Annotated in this window: 23 protein-coding genes; 18 read left to right on the forward strand and 5 right to left on the reverse strand. The window is 54.6% G+C overall.

Going from position 1 to position 22,665, the window contains the following annotated elements; translation table 11 throughout:
• Positions 1–39: 39 nt before the first annotated feature.
• Both ACFOWX_RS02440 and ACFOWX_RS02445 read right to left on the reverse strand, forming a co-directional pair.
• On the reverse strand, positions 40–501 hold the full coding sequence (locus tag ACFOWX_RS02440; RefSeq protein WP_381420929.1) for a Fur family transcriptional regulator: 462 nt from the start codon (positions 499–501) through the stop codon (positions 40–42).
• Positions 502–590: 89 nt separating this feature from the next.
• Positions 591–959 carry a MerC domain-containing protein gene (locus tag ACFOWX_RS02445; RefSeq protein ID WP_381420931.1) on the reverse strand — a complete coding sequence of 123 codons (369 nt, stop codon included), beginning with the start codon at positions 957–959 and terminating at the stop codon, positions 591–593.
• Between the two features lie 127 nt (positions 960–1,086).
• On the opposite strand from ACFOWX_RS02445, the gene ACFOWX_RS02450 reads away from it, so the two are divergent.
• The 6 genes from ACFOWX_RS02450 (at position 1,087) to ACFOWX_RS02475 (ending at position 6,396) form a co-directional block, all read left to right on the forward strand.
• A complete protein-coding gene (locus tag ACFOWX_RS02450) occupies positions 1,087–2,196 on the forward strand; it encodes a COX15/CtaA family protein (protein WP_381420933.1) in 1,110 nt (369 codons plus the stop codon).
• Positions 2,197–2,206: 10 nt separating this feature from the next.
• On the forward strand, positions 2,207–2,524 hold the full coding sequence (gene cutA / locus ACFOWX_RS02455; protein ID WP_381420935.1) for a divalent-cation tolerance protein CutA: 318 nt from the start codon (positions 2,207–2,209) through the stop codon (positions 2,522–2,524).
• 162 nt (positions 2,525–2,686) lie between these two features.
• Complete coding sequence (gene rplM / locus ACFOWX_RS02460; protein ID WP_381420937.1) at positions 2,687–3,166, forward strand: 50S ribosomal protein L13; 480 nt, start codon at positions 2,687–2,689, stop codon at positions 3,164–3,166.
• Positions 3,166–3,672 (forward strand): 30S ribosomal protein S9, encoded by a 507-nt coding sequence (rpsI, locus tag ACFOWX_RS02465; protein WP_381420939.1) that lies wholly within the window; start codon positions 3,166–3,168, stop codon positions 3,670–3,672. The genes rplM and rpsI overlap by 1 nt, the downstream gene beginning before the upstream one ends.
• Positions 3,673–3,764: 92 nt before the next feature.
• Positions 3,765–4,703 (forward strand): alpha/beta hydrolase, encoded by a 939-nt coding sequence (locus tag ACFOWX_RS02470; RefSeq protein WP_381420941.1) that lies wholly within the window; start codon positions 3,765–3,767, stop codon positions 4,701–4,703.
• Between the two features lie 58 nt (positions 4,704–4,761).
• Complete coding sequence (locus ACFOWX_RS02475; RefSeq protein WP_381420943.1) at positions 4,762–6,396, forward strand: methyl-accepting chemotaxis protein; 1,635 nt, start codon at positions 4,762–4,764, stop codon at positions 6,394–6,396.
• Here the strand turns inward: ACFOWX_RS02475 and ACFOWX_RS02480 are convergent.
• Entirely contained in the window at positions 6,393–7,709 is a 1,317-nt protein-coding gene (locus tag ACFOWX_RS02480) for a lipopolysaccharide biosynthesis protein (protein WP_381420945.1), read from the reverse strand. The two genes, ACFOWX_RS02475 and ACFOWX_RS02480, sit on opposite strands and share 4 nt — an antisense overlap.
• 155 nt (positions 7,710–7,864) lie before the next feature.
• Between ACFOWX_RS02480 and ACFOWX_RS02485 the strand changes: the two genes are divergently transcribed.
• On the forward strand, positions 7,865–9,034 hold the full coding sequence (locus ACFOWX_RS02485) for a hypothetical protein (protein WP_381420947.1): 1,170 nt from the start codon (positions 7,865–7,867) through the stop codon (positions 9,032–9,034).
• An 8-nt stretch (positions 9,035–9,042) separates the two neighbouring features.
• Here ACFOWX_RS02485 and ACFOWX_RS02490 read toward each other — a convergent pair whose 3' ends face one another.
• Both ACFOWX_RS02490 and ACFOWX_RS02495 read right to left on the reverse strand, forming a co-directional pair.
• Positions 9,043–10,200 (reverse strand): glycosyltransferase, encoded by a 1,158-nt coding sequence (locus ACFOWX_RS02490; RefSeq protein ID WP_381420949.1) that lies wholly within the window; start codon positions 10,198–10,200, stop codon positions 9,043–9,045.
• A 4-nt stretch (positions 10,201–10,204) separates the two neighbouring features.
• On the reverse strand, positions 10,205–10,900 hold the full coding sequence (locus tag ACFOWX_RS02495) for an HAD family hydrolase (protein WP_381420951.1): 696 nt from the start codon (positions 10,898–10,900) through the stop codon (positions 10,205–10,207).
• Between the two features lie 46 nt (positions 10,901–10,946).
• Between ACFOWX_RS02495 and ACFOWX_RS02500 the strand changes: the two genes are divergently transcribed.
• The 11 genes from ACFOWX_RS02500 to lpdA all read left to right on the forward strand — a co-directional run bounded on the left by ACFOWX_RS02500 (position 10,947) and on the right by lpdA (position 22,646).
• A complete protein-coding gene (locus tag ACFOWX_RS02500) occupies positions 10,947–11,720 on the forward strand; it encodes a nucleotidyltransferase family protein (RefSeq protein WP_381420953.1) in 774 nt (257 codons plus the stop codon).
• A gap of 62 nt (positions 11,721–11,782) precedes the next feature.
• A complete protein-coding gene (locus ACFOWX_RS02505; RefSeq protein ID WP_381420955.1) occupies positions 11,783–12,562 on the forward strand; it encodes a succinate dehydrogenase iron-sulfur subunit in 780 nt (259 codons plus the stop codon).
• A gap of 32 nt (positions 12,563–12,594) precedes the next feature.
• The gene (locus tag ACFOWX_RS02510) at positions 12,595–13,077 is read left to right on the forward strand and encodes a PaaI family thioesterase (RefSeq protein ID WP_381420957.1); all 483 of its coding nucleotides are present in this window, start codon (positions 12,595–12,597) and stop codon (positions 13,075–13,077) included.
• Positions 13,074–14,225: a cell division protein ZapE gene (gene zapE / locus ACFOWX_RS02515; protein ID WP_381420959.1), complete on the forward strand. Its 1,152-nt coding sequence runs from the start codon at positions 13,074–13,076 to the stop codon at positions 14,223–14,225. Before ACFOWX_RS02510 ends, zapE begins: the two co-directional genes overlap by 4 nt.
• Before the next feature lie 186 nt (positions 14,226–14,411).
• Positions 14,412–15,374: a malate dehydrogenase gene (gene mdh, locus ACFOWX_RS02520; RefSeq protein WP_381420961.1), complete on the forward strand. Its 963-nt coding sequence runs from the start codon at positions 14,412–14,414 to the stop codon at positions 15,372–15,374.
• 201 nt (positions 15,375–15,575) lie between these two features.
• Complete coding sequence (locus tag ACFOWX_RS02525) at positions 15,576–15,821, forward strand: hypothetical protein (RefSeq protein ID WP_381420963.1); 246 nt, start codon at positions 15,576–15,578, stop codon at positions 15,819–15,821.
• 3 nt (positions 15,822–15,824) lie between these two features.
• Positions 15,825–16,253, forward strand: coding sequence for a PIN domain-containing protein (locus tag ACFOWX_RS02530; protein ID WP_381420965.1), 429 nt, complete (start codon positions 15,825–15,827; stop codon positions 16,251–16,253).
• A gap of 13 nt (positions 16,254–16,266) precedes the next feature.
• Entirely contained in the window at positions 16,267–17,151 is an 885-nt protein-coding gene (gene sucD, locus ACFOWX_RS02535; protein WP_381420967.1) for a succinate--CoA ligase subunit alpha, read from the forward strand.
• A 37-nt stretch (positions 17,152–17,188) separates the two neighbouring features.
• The gene (locus tag ACFOWX_RS02540) at positions 17,189–19,990 is read left to right on the forward strand and encodes a 2-oxoglutarate dehydrogenase E1 component (protein WP_381420969.1); all 2,802 of its coding nucleotides are present in this window, start codon (positions 17,189–17,191) and stop codon (positions 19,988–19,990) included.
• Between the two features lie 21 nt (positions 19,991–20,011).
• A complete protein-coding gene (gene odhB, locus ACFOWX_RS02545) occupies positions 20,012–21,241 on the forward strand; it encodes a 2-oxoglutarate dehydrogenase complex dihydrolipoyllysine-residue succinyltransferase (protein ID WP_381420971.1) in 1,230 nt (409 codons plus the stop codon).
• A gap of 10 nt (positions 21,242–21,251) precedes the next feature.
• The gene (lpdA, locus tag ACFOWX_RS02550; protein WP_381420973.1) at positions 21,252–22,646 is read left to right on the forward strand and encodes a dihydrolipoyl dehydrogenase; all 1,395 of its coding nucleotides are present in this window, start codon (positions 21,252–21,254) and stop codon (positions 22,644–22,646) included.
• The last annotated feature ends 19 nt before the right edge of the window (positions 22,647–22,665 follow it).

The following is a 22,665-nucleotide window of genomic DNA, read 5'->3' on the forward strand; positions in this document are numbered from 1 at the left end:
TGGCAATAGCGATGGCCGCAGAGCGCCGATGGTCAGAACCTAGTCGCAGTCGGCGCAGGTGCCGCGCACTTCGATGACCGGCCGGACATTCGCAAAGCCAGCTTCTCCCGCTGCGTCGCGGACGCTTTGCGATAATTTATCGTTATCCAAATGGGTCGCATTGCCGCAATTGTCGCAGATTAGGAAAATGCAATCATGCAAACATCCCGGGTGCGAATTGGCGATATAGGCATTGGCGCTCTCGACGCGGCGGGCGAGATTGGTTGTGACGAACAGGTCCAATATCCGGTATACACTATTTGGCGCAACGCGTTTGCCCCGCTTTTGCGAAACGAGATCGGCAATATCATAAGCCGAAGCCGGCTTTTCAAAAGTTGCCAGCACCTCGAATATCGCTGCGCGCATATCGGTCCACTGCTCTCCCGCTTCGGTCAGCGTAGCCTTGGCCGCATCGGCAAGCGATGCGCCTTCATGTTCATGATGGTGATGATGATCCGTCATGACTTTGAAATAAGCGCTATTTGGCCATATAGCAAGAAAATGCGCCGCAATTCACCGCACCGGTTCAATTATCGGATGTTCTAGGTCGCTTAATGAGCCGCGCGGTGGTTCAAATCATGGCCAAGGGCGAGCAAAATGACCCCGAGCACAGTGTAAAGCATCTCGCTTTCACCATGGGGCAGAGACAAAGCGCCAGACATCACGCCAATACCCAATGCGCCGATCGCTGCAGGCATCATAAAGCCATGCTGTAATATGCCTTTACCTAATGAAAGCAGGCCAAAGCCAATGGCCAGCATCAGGCCGATTTCATGAATGATAGGATCAAATAGAACGCCGCCAGCGGACGCAAGCGCCACAAGGAAAATGGCGGTCGCAAGGCAATGCACTAGGCACAGGCCAGCGAGCCCTATGCCGAGACCGTCCCAGCGCCATTTCTGCCATAATGCGGTTGTCATGGAGGCTATATGGCATGATTCGAGTGAGGTTACAATATATCATTAGGTGAGATGATTGCGATTTATGCAATTTTGTTGCCCCCTAACCACAGTTGATCGCAGCGCCCGTCGGCGGCATATAGCAGAGATGAACGACATTGCTCAAAATGTGAATTTGAAAGCGCGGCCCAACGCGCTTGCCAATTGGTTGTTTTTCGTTGCAAGCCTCGTCTTTGCGATGGTGGTGGTGGGCGGGATAACGCGGCTGACGGAATCCGGTCTGTCTATTACCGAATGGAAACCGGTGACCGGCGCGCTGCCGCCCCTAAACGAGGCCGACTGGCTGTCCGAATTCGAAAAATACCGAACAACGACTGAATATCAGCAAGTGAATGCAGGGATGAGCCTTGCTGACTTTAAATTCATTTATTTTTGGGAATGGGCGCACCGGTTGCTGGCCCGGCTCGTCGGCGTTGCCTTTGCCTTGCCTTTCCTGTGGTTTTTGGTGAAAGGCGCGATTCCCAAGGGCTATATCGTTCGTTTGGTCCCATTATTCCTATTGGGCGGATTGCAGGGGGTGATCGGTTGGTGGATGGTGGTTTCCGGCCTCGCTGACCGCACCGATGTAAGCCATTTCCGGCTTGCAACGCATTTACTATTGGCTCTCTTTATATTGGCATCGTTGGTGTGGACAGCGCTTGATCTAAAAGCGTTGGCGGCAGACAGAAATGCGCCGCGCTCACGGCTCACTGGCTTTGCTCTGATCGTCATCGTGATTTTATTGATACAATTGCTGTTCGGTGCCTATGTCGCTGGCATGAATGCGGGGCAAGTCGCCAATACATGGCCGTTGATGAATGATCATTTTGTTCCAGAGGGTATAGAGTGGACCCAAGGCGTCGTGTTTGCTGTGCTCAATGATCCATTTCTGGTGCATTTCATCCATCGCTGGTGGGCATGGGTCGCGGTCGCGGCGCTGATCCTTATGGCACGGCGGTTGAAAAAAATGGGTGCGCGGCGCATTTCGGTGGCCATCCATGTCGCGTTCGGGACACAGATATTACTCGGCATCTCCACGGTGATGAGCGGTGTCAATATCACCAATTTTGCGATTACATTGGCCGTGTTGCATCAGGCCGTCGGCGCCCTATTGGTTGCCAGCGTGGCCTGGGGCGCGCACCGGCTGGGAACGGCACCCGGGCGGGAACCAAGCATAGCGGGCGGCGGTATGGCGCCTGGTCAGGTAACGGCGGCATAAGGATCAGCAAATGAGTGGTATTGCGCTAATCTACACCGTGTTCGGTAGCGCAGAGGAAGCAGAAAATATCTGCCGGATATTATTGGAAGAGCGGCTGGTTGCCTGCGCCAACCGGTTCGCGCCTTGCATTTCCCAATTTGAATGGAACGGCGCAATTGAGAGCAAAGACGAATATCCCGTTCTGTTCAAAACCGCCGTCGGCACCCGTTTGCGGGCTGAAAAACGGCTAAATGAACTGCACAGCTATGAAGTGCCAGCAATATTGGGATGGGAAGTGGACGCCAATTACTCCTCTTTTGGTAGCTGGACCATCACCCAAACCATATGATGGATACCTGCGATTTGGTATAGGGTATTATTTTACCCGCTCCCAAAGGCGCATATTTGCTTGACGTAGCAGTTGCAGGTCGTCATTAGCGCGGCTTCGAAGGGATGGGCATGTGCCCGTCCTTGATTCTCCATTATCCGAAAGGTTCGATTAGGCGCTCTTATGAAAACGCTGTCTAAACAAACAAAATCGGTCCGTCCTCAGGATGTCGAAAAAGGCTGGGTCATCATTGATGCCGAAGGTCTTGTGGTTGGCCGCGTTGCCAGCATTATCGCCAATATCCTGCGCGGCAAGACCAAACCAACCTACACGCCGCATGTCGATTGCGGCGACCATGTCATCGTCATCAATGCCGATAAAGTGCGCTTCACCGGCAACAAGGCGAAGGACAAACGCTATTATCGCCACACCGGCTATCCCGGGGGCATTAAAGAAACGAGCCCGGAAAAATTGCTGGAAGGCAAATTTCCTGAGCGCGTGATGATTAAAGCGGTAGAGCGCATGGTGCCCCGCGGTCCTTTGGGCCGTGCACAAATGCGCGCTCTGCACGTTTTCGCTGGCACAGAGCATCCCTATGAAGGGCAACAGCCCAAGCCGCTCGACGTCGCTTCCATGAACCGTAAGAATAAGGTGCGTGTATAATGTCAGACACCGATAACAATAGCGCCACCTCGCTCGCCGATCTTGATCAGGTCGCAGGTGCAACGACGCAAGCTCCGGCCGCTCCTGCAACGCCGCTGCGTGAACAAGAATTGGACGCGCATGGCCGCGCTTATGCAACCGGCCGCCGTAAGGACGCGATTGCCCGCGTCTGGTTGAAGCCAGGCACCGGAAAGATCACCGTCAATGGCCGCGATCAGGAAGTGTATTTTGCACGCCCTACGCTGCGCCTTGTCATCAACCAAGTGTTCGACATTACCGAACGCCGCGGTCAATATGACATTGTCGCCACCGTAAAAGGCGGCGGTCTGTCTGGACAGGCTGGTGCGGTCAAGCATGGCATCAGCCAAGCACTGACCCGTTATGAACCGGCGCTGCGCAGTGCAGTCAAAGCCGCTGGCTTCTTGACGCGCGATAGCCGTGTCGTTGAACGTAAGAAATATGGTAAGGCAAAAGCGCGTAAGAGCTTCCAATTCTCCAAGCGTTAATTGGCTTTATCCGTGGTTTTTCAAAAGGCCCTGCAGCGATGCGGGGCCTTTTTTGTTTTTGCGCGCTTATGGTTGTGTAATAGGAGAGTGGCATGTTGAAATATATATTCTGGGCTTTGGTCGCCGGGCTTGCCGGCTTGTCAATCTATTTTTATTTTTTGAGCGGGCCGCAAAAACTCGACTTTGCCGATCGCTGGTATCCCGGCGGCAACGATGCCCCCGCCCGCGTTCACAATGGCCTGTCCTATGGCACCGATGAGCGGCAAAAGCTGGATGTCTATACGCCCGCACGACCCGCGCCAGATGGCGAAACGCGGCAGGTTTTGATATTTTTCCATGGCGGCTCATGGCGCGATGGAGAGCGAGCGGGCTATGCCTTTTTGGGCCGCAGCTTTGCCGCGCGCGGAATTATTACGGTCATCGCCGATTACCGCAAAATCCCGAAAGTCCGCTTCCCTGCCTTTGTTGAAGATGGCGCCGCCGCGGTCAATTGGACGGTGCGCAACATCAGCAAATATGGCGGCGATGCCAATCAGATATTCGTCATGGGCCATAGCGCAGGCGCACATATCGCGATGATGAGCGCACTCGATCCCCAATGGCTCGCCCAAAACGGCCTGAAAACCAATGTGATTAAGGGCGTAATTGGTCTTGCAGGGCCGTATGACTTTCTGCCCTTTGATCGCGGATCAGCGGCCGAATATGCAATGGGTTCATGGAAAGTCCCTGCGGAAACCCAGCCGATCACCTATGCCCGCACCGACGCGCCGCCCTTGTTGTTATTAACGGGCGACGCTGACACCACGGTAAAGCCGCGTAACAGCCGCGCTCTCGATGAAGCCATGCGGAAACAGGGCGGTACATCGGCCAGCAAAATCTATCCCGGCGTGGACCATACCGACATCATCATGGCCGTTGCCCGCCCATTCAGGAACAAGGCACCGGTTATTAGTGACACGGTTAATTTCATGCGCGCCAAAACCCATTTGGCGAAGCACAGCGGTGCATCTGCTGCAATCGTTAACCGATAATTTACCATATTTCGCCAATGCTGTCGGTCAAGTTACGATCGGCGGGCGGCTAGAAGTTATGCAACACCATAAAGATTTATTTGCACATTGGGCAAACCTTGGCGAGGAGTGGAGGCTGGTTCGCCAGGCCAATAGCGTCGACAATCCAGATCTATTGCTAGCACAGCTGATTGCCGCAACTAAATCGCAGATCGCAATTGTAGTCGTCGGGACTTTGGTGATGTGGATTGTGGCTGCACTGCTCTATTTGGGTGCTGGCTCGCTGCTTAGCATCATGGTCGCACCAATCTACACACTAACCATGATCGCCTGCTATTCCGGCTATACCCGCATCCGCCGTTACCAGCCCAACCTTGATCCGCACCATAAACAATTAATGGCGTTCAAGAAGCGGCTAACGCTGACGACCATGAGTGACGTGTGCTGCTGGTCCGCAATTATATTTGCGATTTGGACAGTAGGTGCGCCAACCACAAACATCATTGCAGGCTGCGTAACATTCGCTTTGATGGGCGTAGGTGCACTCATTTATGTCAACCAGATCAACGCGCTGGTCAGCTGGATTTCGTTGATGACCATATCTAGCCTGCTTGCTCCTTATGTTAACGGCACTGCTATGCCATGGTTCTACTATTGCGGCGTCGCAGTGTGCGGCTGGTCCATTTTTCGCATGGCGATGCAAGTATGGCGATCCTTCATCGAATCAGCCAATACTGCAAAGGAATTTGCGGCAGAACAGGCGGCTTTTCACGAAGCGGAAAAACGCCGCCTGGAAGCAGTAGAATCCGAGCGGCAAAATGCTGCAAACGCAAAGGTTGATGCACAAAAACATGCTGATGCTGAACGGCTTGCGGAAATGCAGAAACTGGCTAATAATTTTGAACAATCGGTGCTTTCTATTATCGATGCGCTAGGCGCAGCAGTGCAAACGGTGGGTGAGACATCGCAGCAGCTGGCTAGCATCGGAACGCAAACCCGCGAACGCACCGATGCAATGTCCGAAATGGCGAAAAATATGAGCCATGCCATCCAATCAGTCGCCGCCGCATCCCGGCAGTTGAATGAAGCAACGAGCGGGATTTCTGGGCAGATTGACGAACAAGTACAAGCATCCGGCCATGCCCAATCGATTAGCGACACCGGCAGCAGCGCTATATCCCGATTGCTGGACGAGGCAGAGCATATCGACGAGATAGCTGGGATGATCCGCGATGTCGCCGCACAAACCAATTTATTGGCGCTGAATGCGACGATTGAAGCGGCACGCGCAGGTGACCAAGGTCGCGGCTTTGCTGTCGTTGCACAGGAAGTAAAATCGCTTGCCGGTCAAACCCATGGGGCGATTGGGTCTATCACCGACATTATTACCAATATCCGCAGTGAAATGAATAATGCTGTGCATAGCGTCGGTTTAATCGCTGGCCAAATTGGCCATGTACAACAGGGGGCTAGCAACATCGCAAGCGCGATTAATCAACAACAAGCCGCGACTCACGAAATTAGGAGCAACGCCGAAAGCGCCGCAAACGAAGCTGATCATATGTTCGATTTTAGCCGGGAGGTGAATAGCGCTGCGGTTCAAGTCGGGGAGGTTGCCGATGAAATGCGTCAGATCATGGCTCATTTGGAGGCCCGCACCGCTGCGCTACAGGAAGCCAGTGGCGAATTTCTTGGGCGCCTTCGGTCGGCTTAAATAGTCGGTGTTTGCTGATCGTTGGACATAAACCGAAAAGCGAGCGCCAGCGAAATTGCTGTTAGGGCGGCGCCCACCAAAACGGCAATGGCCGCGCCCGTCGCTTCAAGTTCAGGCATGAGCAGCGGCAGCAGCAGCGCCATGACACCGACGCCCACTGCATTGGCAATTAAAACCCACCCCGCCCGTCCATGCGTCATCAATACTGGTTCAAGCGCCATGGCCGCGACCTGCACCGCCGCTGCACCGCCCAGCAACAAAACTAAGGGATAAGCCGGGGCATAATCCGGTCCGAAGATCATGATGATCAGCGGTTTACCGGCCAGCAACAATATGGCCAGTAAAATCGCGGCGCTGACGGCTGTTACCCGCATCGTGCGCCCAATCATCGAGCGTGCGGCGCCGCTGCCAGCTGATTGAGTAATCCGGCTATATTCGGTGTAGATGGCAAAGGATATACCATCAGCTATCCGCGCGACCACTTGCCCCAGTTGATGGCCCAGCCGGAAAAAACCAGCCGCCGCCGGCCCTGTATAAAATCCGACAATCAAAACGATCAGCTGCTGACTCATCAGCCGTAGGCTGGAGCCCAAATTGGTGAAAGCGGCAAAGCGGGTGAGGTCGGTATATTTGCGGTAATATCGCCCGATATGCCGCCAATTTTGTTGGCCCAGATGCAATGGCATCGTCCGTGCGATGATAATCCACATAATCGCTGTGGCCGCCATCTCCGAAAAAGCCCAAACAAACAGGAATCGGTCGATACTGCCGCCCAGAAACACCGCGACCCCGACGCCAACAAAACGAATGATCGGCACAAGGCTATCGGCGAGCGCAGCATCGCGGAACCGGTCATGCACTCGCAAAATGCCGATCGCTGTGCCGCGAGTGGACAAGAGAATGACGAAGGTGAAAATGCTGATTTTTAAGCTATAGGCAGCATCCCAACCGAAATATCCAGCGAAACCATATACTGCGGTCAGGGTCAAAACCGTACCCAATAGAATACCGATAACGTCGAGCGCCAGGCACAGCATGATCAGCCGGGCAAAATCATCGACCGCTTTTTCCAGAACATATTTGGTCCCGTAGCGAATGATAATCTGCCATGTCTGAAAAGAGATGATGCCGGCAATCGCCTGAGCAAAACTGAAAATCAGGGCGAATTTACCGAAATTTTCTGGCCCCAAATTCCGGGTGATCATCGCCAGATATATGATCGACAAAACAGCGCCAACCGTTTTTCCGCCAAGCAACCAGCCGCCATTTTTCAATATCCTAATACCGGGTTTTTCAATGCTGCTGCGAGACATGGATGATATCCGGGTTGGGGATAGACAATAATGGCATAACGGCTAAGGCTTGATCCCGCACAAGAAGCTATTAAACGCACAAAACGCAGATGATTGCGCTGCTGTAATTTGCTTTTGCACGGCGTTGCCCCCACTGTCCAGAGAATGCCGTTAAAATGAAGCTCCCAATCCTTTTTCTTTATAATCATGATGCCGCGCACCAAGTCGCACATAGCGCGGGCATATTGGGCGAATTGGCGCTGACCTGTGGTGATCGCCCCATCATCGCTGCCTTTGGCAGCGCCGAGATAAAAGAGCAGGTTGAGAAATTATTGACACAAGACCAAGTGGCAGCGGTGCAGTGGGTGGGTTTATCCTTGCCGAGCTGGCTTAACTTTTTGCTGGCGCCGCTTAACCGATTTGTCCCGGCCCGGCGGATTATGCGTTTATATTGGTCGAAAAAAAAGCTGCGCCGAATGGCAATGATTGTGTCAACCGAACGCACCTGCCTGACCCTGAAACGCAGCTGGCGTCGCGGAACTTGTCCCCGCTTTGCCTATATTCCGCATGGATCGGGCGACCGAAATGTCGCCATGCATCCGGCGTTAAAAGATTTTGATCTGTTCCTGCTAAGCGGTCAAAAAGTTGTCGATCAAATCGTCGGGGCCGGGATAACGGCCGAGGAAAAATGCCGGATTATCGGCTATCCCAAATTTGATATTTTGCGCGGGCGAAAGGCGGAAAAATTTTTCCCCAACGATAATCCCACATTCCTGTTCAACCCCCATTTCGATCCGCATATGTCGAGCTGGTATGAACAAGGCGAGGCGGTTTTAGATTATTTTTATAACCATCCAGAATATAATTTGATTTTTGCACCGCATGTCATGCTGTTCTTCAAAAGCCTGCATATTTCGCCCGAATATAAGGTCGCAAAAAAACGCCCTGACATTGCCGATAAATTCTGTCGTGCAGCCAATATCCGAATTGATACCGGCAGCGAGAAATTATTTGATATGAGCTATGTCCTCGCCGCCGACGCCTATATTGGCGATGTGAGCAGCCAGGTTTACGAATTTCTGCATCAGCCGAGGCCCTGTTTTTTTATCGATGTTCATAGCGGCGCACCGGCGCAGGAGCCGGCATATGAATTTTGGCGCAATGGACCGGTGGTTCAGACCGCAGAGCAGTTATTTCCGCTCATCCCAAAATGGCAAGAGATTGGCCGCGAATATCTCGCTGAACAAGAAAGACTGTTGGATTATACAATAAGCATCGACCCCCGGCTTTCCGCAGCACAGCGCGGAGCTGCGGCATTGCTAGCGGATTTGCACGCCGCCAGCTGACAAATGGGTTACAAGTCCATGGCCCGCAAGTGGCTATCGGTCGCCGATTGCAAACTATAATCCAGCGCTCGTTTGCGCAGCACCTCATTTTCGTTATCTGGGCTAGCGTCCCATGCGGCTACCGCCTGTAATATGCCATCGGCCAAAGCTTCTGCGCTTCGTTCAGTCACAACGCACCCTGGCAACGCCGTGAGCAGCTCCTGCGCCGCCGGAAAACAATCGGTGCTAACCACCGGGCAGTTGCTGCCCAAGGCTTCGATCACGACCGCGGGCAGGCCTTCATAATTGGATGACAGAATGAACAGGCTTGCGCGGCGCAGCAAAGCTGGAATATCATCGCTAAATCCGGGAAATTCGACCGCATCCGGCAGCCCGCTATCGCTGGCAAGCTGCTGCAAAAGGCCGAGTTCTGGCCCCTCACCAGCAATTATCAAACGTGCCGCCGCCATCGGTCCGCCGCCTTGTTCGGCGTCTTTTGCCTTGGCAATGGCAAATGCCTGGATGAGGCGGGTCATATTTTTCTGCGGCGCTAACCTGCCAATCGCGACGAGTATCGGCACGCGAGCCTTACCCGATGGATTCGCAGGCGGTTTCTGCATATGTAGGAAATCATCGGTGATATAGGGGTTAAACACGGAGCGGAACCGGCCAGCACATGCAGGAAATTGTGTCTGTAAAATGCGGCTCTCCGCATCGCTAAGCGTCAACGTCTTTTCAGCCTTCAAAAATAGTTTGCGATAACCCCAACGGCGCAGGGCTGTGATGGGCTTACCGTCTTTTTCGCGCAATATCGGATTGGTCGTTTTGATATAGAGCCGCGCCTTAATAGCGCGATTGGCGGCGAGCCCCATGCCGGAAAACCAGCTGATATTATTCGCCGTTCCCATCACAATATCCGGCCGATTGGTCCGCAGCCACGCGCGAAAAGCCCTCATTTGCATGACCTGCCCAAAAGCGCGTGAGGCATAATAGTGGTCCGAAAGCGCGATATAATCAATTCCTGCCGTCAACCGCGCCTTAAAATCAGCATCGCGTTCGCCCGCCGATGTGCAAAGGATCAGGCTGACCCGGTGTCCCGCCGCCGCAAACCCATTGGCAAGATAAATGGCTACGCGGCTGATCCCTCCATTTTCAAGATCGTAGGCTGTCAGGGCAATATGCGCCATTTGATTAGCCCAGGGTGCTGTCAGTTGGCTTCAGCGAAAAATCGGCGTGGTCCCATCCATTTTTGGCGGCAAGCTGAGCCAGAGCAGGGGACGGACCAACCAATATGCCCCTATCGGCCCAATTCAGCATCGGTGCGTCGCTGGGATGGTCTGAATAAAACCAAATGTCGCAGTCTTCTCTCACCAAATTCTCCCTGTCCAACCACAGCTGCACGCGGCGCAATTTTTCGGCGCCATAGCAATTTTCGCCGTCCATCAGATAAGCATAGCCATGTTCGCTGCGGAGATTTTCGGTCGCGACAAAAGCGTCAAATTGCAATGCGCGGGCAATTGCGCTCACATACAAAGCCTGAGCCGCAGATGCGATGATAAGCTTCCCCCCTGCTGCTCGGTCGGCGTCAATTGCGGCCGCCGCGCCGGGCAAAATATCGCTCGGGATGATATTCTGCGCAAATAGCTCCGCGATTTCCTGCGCTTTTGCTGATGGCAATTCGCGCCCGATGAACAGCTTCATGCCATATTGTTTCAGCGCCTTACGCCCGTATAATTTAAGCACATAACCGATCAGCGCACCTGCCCATAATGGCACGCGCCACCATAAAGGACGGCGCAGATGCGCGGCGGCAAAGAATAAAAAGGCCGTGAATGTCGGGGTTTTCACGATTGTCCGGTCCAGATCATATATTGCAATTCGCTGCATAAGGCTCCAACGCGCTGTTAATTTTTCTTGCCTTATGGGGTTGGCAATGCCGATGCAATGGACAGCGATAATTTTGGCCGGACAACGGCCCGGTATTGATCCGCTTGCCGCGCATTTTGGACAAGAATATAAGGCATTGGTGCCGATTGACGGAGAAGCGATGCTAACGCATGTTGTGCGGAGCCTTCATCAATGCGGCGAGATAGGCCGGATTGTGGTTCTTGGCCAACAACCCCAAACATTGGCAACAGCGGCCGAAATGGGCGGCGGCGGTGAAATGCGTCAGAGCAGCGATGGCATTTCAAAAAGTTTGGAACAGTTGATGGAATGCGGGAATCTACCTTTTCCCTGGCTCGTTACAACGGCGGATCATCCCTTGCTAACGCCGGCGATGGTGCAGGAATTTATAAAGGAAGCAGATGGAGACCTGTCCATCGGCATGGTCGAAAAACAGGCGATGCTCGCGCAGTTTCCAGATGCAAAGCGCACCTGGCTGCGTTTTTCCGATGGCGCTTGGTCAGGCGCGAATCTATTTGCCTTTACCTCCGATAACGTTGCAGCTGCGTTGCGATTGTGGGCCGCAGCGGAACAGGACCGAAAGCAAGCGTGGAAGCTATTCCGGCATTTTGGTCCTATCTTGGCACTACGCGCATTGACGCGAACTATTGGGCTTAAATCCGCGCTGGAAAAGGCTGGAACGAGGCTGGGTTTGTCGGCCCATCTGGTGTCGCTGTCGGACCCGGTGGCGGCAATTGATGTTGATAAGCCTGCGGATCACGCACTTGCGGTGCAAATAATTGCAAGTCGGAAAGCCTTGTGATTATGGTTCTGCGCGGCTAACGCCAAAGACCGACATCATTTTGAAACAGGGTTTGTAGGACAATGGCGACTTTCACTCTTCCCAAAAACAGCAAGGTGAAAACCGGTAAAAAGCATGAAGCGGCAACCGGTGGTAAGACAAAGAATTTTAAAGTCTATCGCTACGACCCCGACAGCGGCGAAAATCCGCGTTATGACACATTCCAGATTGATACAGATGACTGCGGTCCGATGGTGCTGGACGCGCTCATTAAAATGAAAAGTGAGCAGGACCCTTCGCTAACCTTCCGCCGGTCGTGCCGCGAGGGGATTTGCGGTAGCTGTTCGATGAATATTGACGGCAAAAATGGTCTTGCCTGCACCACAGCGATTGAAGATTGCAAAGGGGATGTCACGATCACCCCGTTGCCGCATATGGAAGTCATCAAGGATCTGGTTCCGGACTTTACCCATTTTTACGCACAATATGCGTCGATCAAACCATGGCTGCAGACCGTTACCCCGGAACCATCGGGTAAAGAGCGGCTGCAATCGCCGGAAGATCGCGACAAATTGGACGGCCTGTATGAGTGCATTTTATGTGCTTGCTGTTCGACCAGCTGCCCTTCTTATTGGTGGAATAGCGACAAGTTTTTGGGGCCTGCGATCCTGCTGCAAGCTTACCGTTGGCTTGCCGATAGCCGCGATGAGATGACCGGCGAACGGCTCGATGAGCTGGAGGATCCGTTCCGCCTCTATCGCTGCCATACCATCATGAATTGCTCCAATGCGTGCCCCAAAGGTTTAAGTCCCGCCAAGGCCATTGCGGAAACCAAGAAGATGGTCGCCGAAAGGCAGATTTGATCCTTTAGGGTCAAGGCCGAGATTGGCGCTTAGTGTCAGATTCCCACGCAGATAGCATTTTCCTCCATGATCCCGTTGCCGATGCTCCAGGCTGGCTCCATTGGGATTTGCATGATGACAGCCGTTTCAATGCGCTTCTGGGCAGGGTGCAGCTTCAAATGGCGGCAGATGGCGGGCCGTCCCTAGTCCGCATGATGCCCGAGCGACGGCACAGCAACCTGCAGGATAATTTGCATGGCGGGGCAACGCTCGCCTTTCTCGACATAGCGTTATTTGCAGGCTGCAGGGGGCTCGACATTGATCTGGGCATTGGGCCGGTGACGCTCGATGTGCAGTGTCAATTCACCGGCGCGGGACAAGCAGGTCACTGGCTTACCGCTGAGGTCTATCTGGTCCGGGAAACCTATCGCATGGTGTTTTTGCGGGGTCAGATGGTGCAAGATTTGCCCGGACAAGATCGGCTGGTTATTTCGAATTTCACCGGCCTATTGAAAAAGGGCAAGAGCGCCGGATGAAGGACATGGCGGCCCGTTACGCCGCTTTAGTAGCAGCAGGCGAACTTACGGCAGATCCCGCGCAATCGGCGGCGGTCGCGGCGCTATCCGATATTGAAAAACAATTGGAGGCTAGCCCGCCGCGCGGTAGCACATTGTGGCGGCTATTCGGGAAAAAGCCTGATCCGGTGCGCGGCCTATATATGTGGGGCGGCGTAGGACGCGGCAAATCCATGTTGATGGATTTGTTTTTTGACAGCACCCATATCCACCGGAAACGCCGCGCCCATTTCCACGAATTTATGCTGGATGTCCATGCGCGGCTGCGGGAGGAGCGCAAAAAGGAACAGGGTGATCCCATTCCGCCCGTCGTGGCCGCTCTGGCGGACGAGGCACGGCTGCTGTGTTTTGACGAAATGGTGGTCAACAATATGGCTGACGCCGCCATCATGTCGCGCCTATTCACCGGCTTGATTGAGGCGGGCGTTACGATCATCACAACGTCCAATCGCGTGCCGGCGGACCTGTATAAAGACGGACTGAACCGTCAGCTTTTTGTACCCTTTATCAAATTGATAGAGCAAAGGCTTGACGTCATGGCCCTGAATGGGCCGACCGATTATCGGCGCGAGCGGCTGGCGGGGGCGGAGACTTGGCTGGTCCCCAATGGACCGGCGGCCACGGCAGCCTTGTCGCAAAGCTTTTTTCGGCTGACCGACTATCCCCCCGAAGACCGTGCGCATGTGCCGAGCGCGGAGATATCGCTGGGCGGGGGACGGATGCTTCATGTGCCCAAATCGCTGAAGGGTGTCGCGGTTTTCTCCTTCAAGCGGCTGTGCGCAGAGGCGCGGGGCGCCGCCGACTATCTGGCCATTGCGCGGAGTTATCATACCGTCTTTCTGGTCGGCATTCCGATATTGGGCCCACAAAACCGCAATGAGGCCGCGCGTTTTGTGACGCTTATTGACGCGCTATATGAATATCGGGTCAAATTACTGGCAAGCGCCGATGCCGCACCGGATGACCTGTATTCCGAAGGCGACGGGAAATTCGAATTCGACCGGACCGTCTCGCGCCTGCTAGAGATGCAATCGGATGAATATATGGCGCTGGGCCACGGTAGCGACGCATCTAACGAAGGTCCTGCCGGTCAAATGACTGATTATTAGAGGCAGATAGCTGAACGGACTACGCAGCGTTCATACAGTTCTGATATTGCGAACCAATTGCAAAGATAATGTTTTTCCACAGTTGAATTTTCCTATTCAGGCCGCTATCGCCTTGGCAATTCCTAATTTGATAGTGTTTCTCACGACTCGTTTTTGCTCATCGGACAGACAGAAGGACCCCATAATATGGCACGCAAAAAAATCGCGCTCATCGGCTCAGGCATGATCGGCGGCACGCTCGCGCATTTGGCGGCGAAAAAAGAAATGGGCGATATTGTCCTGTTCGATATTGCCGAAGGCATACCCCAAGGCAAGGCGCTCGACCTGTCGCAATGTGGTCCGGTCGAAGGTTTTGATGCCAAAATTACCGGCACCAATGATTATGCCGATATCGCCGGCGCCGACGTCGTTATTGTGACCGCTGGCGTCCCGCGCAAGCCGGGCATGAGCCGCGATGACTTGCTGGGGATCAACCTGTCGGTCATGAAGGCGGTGGGCGAAGGGATTAAGAATAACTGCCCCGACGCTTTCGTCATCTGCATCACCAATCCGCTTGACGCGATGGTATGGGCGCTGCGCGAATTTTCCGGCCTGCCGCATAATAAAGTTGTCGGCATGGCGGGCGTGCTGGATAGCGCCCGCTTTGCGACTTTCCTCGCCTGGGAATTTGATGTCAGCGTGAAGGACGTTAACGCCTTCGTGCTGGGCGGGCACGGCGATACGATGGTACCGGTCACCAGCTACACCACGATCAACGGCATTCCCGTGAATGACTATGCGAAGATCAAGGGCGTGAGCGCAGACCGCATCGACGAGATCGTCAAGCGCACCCGCGCAGGCGGCGGTGAAATCGTTGGCCTGCTCAAGACCGGCAGCGCTTACTACGCCCCCGCCACCAGCGGCATCGCGATGGCCGAAGCCTATTTGGGCGATCAGAAACGCATCCTTCCCGTCGCCGCCTATGTCGATGGCAAATATGGTTTGGACGGTTTATATGTAGGCGTTCCTGCAGTAATCGGCGCAAATGGCATCGAAGATGTGGTTGAAATTTCACTCAGCGACGAAGAAAAAGCTAATCTGAAAGTCAGCACCGATGCGGTCGAGGAATTGCTGGTGGCGTGTAAGGCGTTGGAGCCGTCGCTCGCGTGATGCTGGGTGCGGGATCCCAACTGCTTTTTTTGGCGCTTTTGGCGACTCCAATTTTTCTCGTGGCGTTTGTTCCGTTTTTTTTGCTGCAGATGGCGAGGCATGGCCCTCGCCATCTGCAGCTTTCATGCCGCACTTCTGCGTTGACAGGGAAAGGCACAAAGCGTAGTTTACACATATCCTGTGTAAATGTGGGATTTGATCATGGCTAAAAACATTACCCTTGCTGTCGATGAAAAGTTGCTGGACCAATACCGGCTTCTGGCTGCGCAACAAAACACAACGGTAAATGCTTTGGTGCGCAAACATATGGAAGAAACTGTGGGCATGGAAAAACGCCGCCAGAGCGCAATTGCCAAAATGCTGGAATTGGGCCGCACCACCAAAGCAAAGTTTGATATGAGCGGTTGGGACCGCGAGGCAAGCTACGCACCCGGCGGGAAGGTCTAAATCTTGGCCGTTCGTTTCCTCGACACCAATATCCTGCTCTATGCTGCGTCCGAACAAGCATCGCACGCCGATGCGGGCAAGCATGAAGCGGCGTTGCAGATCCTCAGTGACGGCGACTTTGCGATCTCAGCGCAAGTGCTGCAGGAATTTTATACCAACGCAATCAAGCTGAAGCCAGAACCCCTGCCGCATGAGATTGCATTGCAATGGGTCGAACTACTCGGCGAGTTTGAATGCGTCGCGATTGACCACCGGCTTGTGACAGAAGGCATATTATTATCGCACCGCTACCAGACTTCCTACTGGGATGGCGCAATCATAGCCGCCGCTCATGCAGCGGGAGCGGCCGAACTGGTGAGCGAAGACCTTAATGACGGGCAAATCTATGGCGATGTAACTGTCACTAACCCTTTCAAGAATACCGAGCATTAAAGCAGGAGCTAAAATGAGCATACTCATAAACAAAAATACCAAGGTCATCACGCAAGGGATGACGGGCGCCACAGGCACCTTTCATACTGAACAGGCGATAGCCTATGGCACGCAGATGGTGGCGGGCGTCACGCCCGGTAAAGGCGGCACGACGCATCTTGGTTTGCCTAACTTTAACACTGTGGCCGAGGCGCGCGACGCAACCGGCGCGGATGCATCCGTCGTCTATGTGCCGCCGCCCTTCGCCGCCGACTCCATCCTTGAAGCTATTGATGCGGAAATCCCGCTGATCGTTTGCATCACAGAGGGCATTCCGGTGCTGGACATGGTGAAGGTGAAGCGCGCGCTGTCCGGTTCGAAATCCCGCCTGATCGGCCCCAACTGCCCCGGCGTATTGACCCCCGGCGAATGCAAAATCGGCATTATGCCCGGCAGCATTTTCAGCAAGGGCAGCGTCGGCGTCGTATCGCGCAGCGGCACGCTGACCTATGAAGCGGTGTTCCAGACAACTGCCGAAGGTTTGGGCCAGACCACAGCGGTCGGCATTGGCGGTGACCCAGTGAATGGAACCAACTTTATCGACGTGCTGGAGCTATTCTTGGCCGATGATGCAACCGAATCCATCATCATGATCGGCGAAATTGGCGGCGATGCCGAAGAGATGGCTGCACAATTCCTGATCGATGAAGCTAAGAAGGGCCGTAAGAAGCCGATGGCTGGCTTTATCGCCGGACGCACCGCACCTCCGGGCCGCCGCATGGGCCATGCCGGTGCAATCGTATCGGGCGGTAAGGGCGATGCCGAAAGCAAGATCGCCGCGATGGAAGCAGCAGGCATCCGCGTGGCGGCAAGCCCGTCCGAACTCGGATCGACTTTGGTTGAGGTGTTAAAGGGTTAAGTCCCCGCAACCTCCCTCATCCCGGAAAGGCAAGAAAATGGGTATTGAAGGTCAGGATTTCGAAACCGAACAAGGACCAAGCTGGGCACGGCCCGGCTGGCCGATGGGTATGGACGATGATCTGACGGCAGCGCTCGACCCGACGCAGATGCAGCTGGCGGTAAAGCAGGCTGTACAAAGCGCGGGCAAGCCCATGGCCGATGGCGACGTCGAGGCAGCGGCGGGCGATTCCATCCGCGCTATGCTGCTGATCCGTACATACCGGGTGCGCGGGCATTTGGCCGCCAATCTCGATCCGCTGGGTCTTACCAAACAGGATATTCCCGCCGATTTGACCCCCGAATATCATGGCTTTGCGGGCGCAGACCTTGATAAAAAAGTCTATGTTGGCGGCAATTTGGGGCTGGAATGGACAACCGTGCGCGAGCTGGTTGATATTTTGCGCGCCAATTATTGCGGGCCAGTGGGCCTCGAATATATGCATATTTCCGACATTGAGGAACGCCGTTTCCTGCAAGACCGGATGGAGGGCAAAGAATCGGCTATCCAATTCACGCCAGAGGGCAAAAAAGCCATCTTGGCCAAGGTGATTGAAGCCGAACAATATGAAAAGTTCCTGGGCCGTAAATATGTCGGCACCAAACGCTTTGGCTTGGACGGCGGTGAGGCGATGATCCCGGCGCTGGAAAGCATCATCAAATATGGCGGGCAACTGGGCGTGCGCGAAATTGTCTACGGCATGCCGCATCGCGGGCGGTTAAACGTGCTCGCCAATGTGATGGGCAAACCCTATCGCACCATTTTCCACGAATTTTCAGGCGGCAGCTCCAACCCCGATGACGTCGGCGGATCGGGCGATGTGAAATATCATCTGGGCACCAGCACGGACCGCGAATTTGATGGCATTAAAGTGCATATGTCGCTGGTCCCCAACCCATCGCATTTGGAAGCAGTTAATCCGGTTGTGCTGGGCAAGGTGCGCGCCAATCAGACAATGCGCGAAGACCTTGTCGATCATGATCAGGTTTTGCCCGTCCTGCTGCACGGCGATGCGGCCTTTGCGGGGCAAGGCATTGTGTGGGAATGCCTCGGCTTTTCCGGTGTTCCCGGCTATAATACCGGCGGCTGCATCCATTTCATCGTCAACAATCAGGTTGGCTTCACGACGTCACCAAAATTTGCGCGTTCATCGCCCTATCCTAGCGACGTGGCCAAGGGCGTTCAGGCGCCGATTTTTCATGTGAATGGTGACGACCCCGAAGCCGTGACCTTTGCCTGCAAAATGGCGATCGAATTCCGTCAGCGTTTCCACCGCGATATTGTGATCGACATGTGGTGCTATCGCCGCTTCGGCCATAATGAAGGCGATGAACCCGGCTTTACCCAGCCGCTGATGTATCAAACGATTAAACAGCATCCCGGCGTTGGCAGCCTTTATTCCAAGCGATTGGAAGAAGAAGGCGTGATCGACACCAAATGGGCCGATGACCACAGCGCCCAATTTATTGAACGGCTCGAGGAAGAGTTTAAGGCGGGGCAGGATTATAAGGCCAATGAAGCCGACTGGTTTGGCGGCAGGTGGAGCGGTCTGTCCAAGCCCGCGGATCCAGAAACCGCGCGGCGCAATGTCGAAACCGGCATTTCCAAAAAGCTGCTCGACGGTCTCGGCCGCACGCTGACAACTATTCCCGATAACCTGAATATCCACCCTACGTTGAAACGGGTGCTGAAGGCCAAGGCCGAAATGTTTGCCAGCGGCGAAAATTTCGACTGGGCAACGGGCGAAGCATTGGCCTTTGGTTCATTATTGTCTGAAGGCTATGGCGTGCGCTTGTCGGGTCAGGATTCGGGGCGCGGTACATTCAGTCAGCGGCACGCCGTATGGGTCGATCAAAAAAGTGAAGACAAATATGTGCCTCTGTCCACCGTTCCGCATGGCCGGTTTGAGGTGCATGATAGCCCATTGAGCGAATTTGGCGTGCTCGGCTATGAATATGGCTTTGCCGGGGCCGAGCCCAAATCGCTGGTGATGTGGGAAGGGCAATTTGGCGATTTCGTTAACGGCGCACAGACCATTATCGATCAGTTTATTGCCAGCGGCGAGAGCAAATGGCTACGCGCTAATGGCCTCGTCATGCTGTTGCCTCATGGGTATGAAGGCCAAGGGCCTGAACATAGCTCGGCAAGGCTCGAACGCTTTTTGCAGCTTTGTGCAGAGGATAATATCCAAGTCGCCAATTGCACCACTCCGGCCAATTATTTCCACTTGCTGCGCCGGCAAATGCAGCGCAGTTTCCGGAAGCCGTTGATTGTCATGACGCCAAAATCGCTGCTGCGGCACAAGCTGGCTGTGTCAAGCGCCGATGATTTCATGGGCGACAGCCATTTCATGCGGATATTGTCCGATCCATGGGCACCCAAGGATGAAGATGTCGAACGCTTGGTTCTTTGCACCGGTAAAGTCAGCTATGACCTGATGGAAGCCCGCAATGCCGCAGGTGACAAAAACACGGCAATCATCCGCATCGAACAGCTTTATCCCTTCCCCGGTGAACCGCTCACCGTGCGGTTGAAGCGCATGAAAAATCTGAAAGAGATTATCTGGGCACAGGAAGAGCCGAAAAATAACGGCAGCTGGTTCTTCGTCGAACCGTTGATCGAAGAATGTCTGGCGCAGGCAAAAATAGGGCCGAACCGAGCGATCTATGCGGGACGCAAAGCCAGCGCATCGACCGCCACGGGTATCGCCAGCCGCCACCATGCCGAACAAGCCGCCTTAATCGCCCACGCGCTGGGCCATGATGTCCGCAGTGAAATCCGTCGCCAGAAAAAAGGCTGACCTGAAAAGGATGACAATGAAATGAGCACCGAAGTCAAAGTTCCCGTTTTGGGCGAATCGATCACCGAAGCCACGCTGGGCGAATGGTTGAAAAAACCAGGCGAGGCCGTGGCACAGGACGAACCCATCGCCAGCCTTGAAACCGACAAGGTTGCGATTGAAGTGCCTGCTCCTGTGGCTGGCGTCATGGGGGATTATTCCGTGCAAGCCGGTGATACCGTCAATGTCGGCGCTGTCATCGCATCGATTGAAGCCGGATCGGCCGCGTCTGTCCCTAAAGCCGCAGCAGATACAGCGCCCAAACAAGAAGCGCCAGCGGCCGCTGCGGCCCCGGCGGCTTCTGCCGCGACCAGTGCAGGCAACGATATGCCATTATCCCCGTCGGTTCGCCGCCTGGTGCTGGAACTGGGCGTGGACCCAACAAAGGTCACGGGTACTGGCAAGGACGGCCGCCTGACCAAAGAAGATGTGATCGCTTATTCAAAGGCCGCGCCTGATACTCAACCTGCTCCTGCGTCAGCCGAAGCTGCACCGGTTCCCGCCACTGGCTCACGCGGCGAGGAACGGGTGCGCATGACCCGCCTGCGCCAAACGGTGGCAAAGCGGTTGAAGAGCGCTCAAGAAACAGCGGCGTTGCTTACCACCTTTAACGATGTCGATATGAGCGCAGTCATCGAAACCCGCGCAAAATATAAAGACTTGTTTGAAAAAAAGCATGGCGTCCGCTTGGGCTTTATGGGCTTTTTCACTAAAGCCGTGGCGCTCGCTGCGCGTGATGTGCCGGCCGTTAATGCTCAGATTCAGGGCGATGAAATTGTCTATTTCAATTATCTCGATGTATCGGTCGCGGTCAGCGCACCAAACGGCCTTGTCGTGCCCGTCATCCGCAGCGCGGAATCAATGTCCTTTGCCGAGATTGAAAAAACCATCGGCGATTTTGGGGCGCGGGCAAAGGCCGGAACGCTGACCATGGCCGATATGGAAGGCGGCACTTTCACCATTTCCAATGGCGGCGTGTTCGGATCGCTCATGTCCACCCCGATCATCAACCCGCCGCAATCCGCGGTGCTCGGCCTGCACCGTATCGAAGACCGCCCGGTCGCGATAAATGGCAAAGTCGAAATCCGCCCGATGATGTATATGGCGCTATCCTATGACCACCGCTTGATTGACGGCCGGGAAGCGGTGACCTTCCTAAAAATCATCAAGGAAGCAATCGAAGACCCCGCCCGTTTGTTGATTGACCTATAAGGAACGATCCATGTCCGACACTGAATTTGACGTAATCATAATCGGCGCTGGCCCAGGCGGATATGTGGCCGCAATCCGCGCCGCGCAATTGGGCCTGAAGACCGCCTGCGTGGAAAGCCGCGATACGCTCGGCGGTACTTGCCTCAATGTCGGCTGTATTCCGTCAAAAGCCATGTTACATGCGTCGGAAATCTATAAAGAGGCCGCGTCGGGTTCGCTCGACAAATTCGGTGTGAGCTTTTCGGGTGTGAAGCTTGACCTGAAACAGATGCTGTCGGAAAAAGAAAAGGCCGTCACCGAATTGACCGGCGGCATCGAATTTCTGTTCAAGAAAAATAAGGTCACATGGTTGAAAGGCCATGCCGCGTTTACAGGCGCGAATAGCATCGATGTGGCGGGTTCAGAATATACCGCCAAAAATATCGTCATTGCCACTGGTTCATCCGTCACGCCTCTGCCCGGTGTGGAGATAGATCAAAAGGTCATTGTGGACAGCACCGGCGCGCTATCGCTGCCCAAAGTGCCCGAGAAGATGGTTGTGATTGGCGGCGGCGTGATCGGCCTTGAAATGGGCAGTGTGTGGGGCCGTTTGGGCGCGGAGGTCACCGTCATCGAATATGTCGACCAAATCCTGCCCGGCTTCGACGGCGAGGTCCGCAAGGAAGCCGCAAAGATATTCAAGAAGCAAGGCTTTGACATTAAAACGAGTAGCAAAGTCACCGGCGTCAAAACCAAGGGCGGCAAAGCCACTGTGACTTTCGAACCAGCCTCAGGCGGCGATGCACAGACAATCGAGGCCGACGTGGTTCTGGTATCAATCGGCCGCAAGCCCAACACCGATGGTCTGGCGCTCGATAAGGCAGGTATCACGCCCAATGCGCGCGGCCAAGTGGACATCGACCATGAATTCCGCACCAGCGTGCCCGGCATCTGGGCGATTGGCGATGTCGCGCCCGGCCCCATGCTCGCGCATAAGGCGGAGGATGAAGGCGTCGCCGTTGCGGAAAATATTGCGGGGCTCACGGGTATCATCAACCATGATGTCATCCCCAATGTCGTCTATACGCATCCCGAGATTGCCGGCGTTGGCCTGACCGAGGAGCAAGCCAAAGAGCGCGGCGAAGTGAAGGTAGGCAAATTCCCCTTCATGGCCAATAGCCGCGCGAAAACGAACCGCGACACCGATGGCTTTGTAAAAGTGGTCGCCGATGCCGCGACCGACCGCGTGCTGGGCGTGCATATCATCAGCAGCCTTGCCGGAACAATGATCGCACAAGCGGCGCAGGCGATGGAATTTGGCGCGACTTCAGAAGATATCGCCTATACCTGCCACGCCCATCCCACCCATGCCGAGGCGCTCAAAGAAGCGGCGATGGCGGTACAGGGTAAGCCTATACATATGTGAATAACGGCGAAGCTCTGCG

Source organism: Sphingorhabdus arenilitoris (assembly GCF_042651485.1).
Lineage (GTDB): Bacteria > Pseudomonadota > Alphaproteobacteria > Sphingomonadales > Sphingomonadaceae > Sphingorhabdus_B > Sphingorhabdus_B arenilitoris.

Coding starts and splice junctions, on each gene's coding strand:
- ACFOWX_RS02440 (WP_381420929.1), bottom strand. CDS start 501: ATGACGGATCATCATCACCATCATGAACATGAAGGCGCATCGCTTGCC.
- ACFOWX_RS02445 (WP_381420931.1), bottom strand. CDS start 959: ATGACAACCGCATTATGGCAGAAATGGCGCTGGGACGGTCTCGGCATA.
- ACFOWX_RS02450 (WP_381420933.1), top strand. CDS start 1,087: ATGAACGACATTGCTCAAAATGTGAATTTGAAAGCGCGGCCCAACGCG.
- cutA (WP_381420935.1), top strand. CDS start 2,207: ATGAGTGGTATTGCGCTAATCTACACCGTGTTCGGTAGCGCAGAGGAA.
- rplM (WP_381420937.1), top strand. CDS start 2,687: ATGAAAACGCTGTCTAAACAAACAAAATCGGTCCGTCCTCAGGATGTC.
- rpsI (WP_381420939.1), top strand. CDS start 3,166: ATGTCAGACACCGATAACAATAGCGCCACCTCGCTCGCCGATCTTGAT.
- ACFOWX_RS02470 (WP_381420941.1), top strand. CDS start 3,765: ATGTTGAAATATATATTCTGGGCTTTGGTCGCCGGGCTTGCCGGCTTG.
- ACFOWX_RS02475 (WP_381420943.1), top strand. CDS start 4,762: ATGCAACACCATAAAGATTTATTTGCACATTGGGCAAACCTTGGCGAG.
- ACFOWX_RS02480 (WP_381420945.1), bottom strand. CDS start 7,709: ATGTCTCGCAGCAGCATTGAAAAACCCGGTATTAGGATATTGAAAAAT.
- ACFOWX_RS02485 (WP_381420947.1), top strand. CDS start 7,865: ATGAAGCTCCCAATCCTTTTTCTTTATAATCATGATGCCGCGCACCAA.
- ACFOWX_RS02490 (WP_381420949.1), bottom strand. CDS start 10,200: ATGGCGCATATTGCCCTGACAGCCTACGATCTTGAAAATGGAGGGATC.
- ACFOWX_RS02495 (WP_381420951.1), bottom strand. CDS start 10,900: ATGCAGCGAATTGCAATATATGATCTGGACCGGACAATCGTGAAAACC.
- ACFOWX_RS02500 (WP_381420953.1), top strand. CDS start 10,947: ATGCCGATGCAATGGACAGCGATAATTTTGGCCGGACAACGGCCCGGT.
- ACFOWX_RS02505 (WP_381420955.1), top strand. CDS start 11,783: ATGGCGACTTTCACTCTTCCCAAAAACAGCAAGGTGAAAACCGGTAAA.
- zapE (WP_381420959.1), top strand. CDS start 13,074: ATGAAGGACATGGCGGCCCGTTACGCCGCTTTAGTAGCAGCAGGCGAA.
- mdh (WP_381420961.1), top strand. CDS start 14,412: ATGGCACGCAAAAAAATCGCGCTCATCGGCTCAGGCATGATCGGCGGC.
- ACFOWX_RS02525 (WP_381420963.1), top strand. CDS start 15,576: ATGGCTAAAAACATTACCCTTGCTGTCGATGAAAAGTTGCTGGACCAA.
- sucD (WP_381420967.1), top strand. CDS start 16,267: ATGAGCATACTCATAAACAAAAATACCAAGGTCATCACGCAAGGGATG.
- ACFOWX_RS02540 (WP_381420969.1), top strand. CDS start 17,189: ATGGGTATTGAAGGTCAGGATTTCGAAACCGAACAAGGACCAAGCTGG.
- odhB (WP_381420971.1), top strand. CDS start 20,012: ATGAGCACCGAAGTCAAAGTTCCCGTTTTGGGCGAATCGATCACCGAA.
- lpdA (WP_381420973.1), top strand. CDS start 21,252: ATGTCCGACACTGAATTTGACGTAATCATAATCGGCGCTGGCCCAGGC.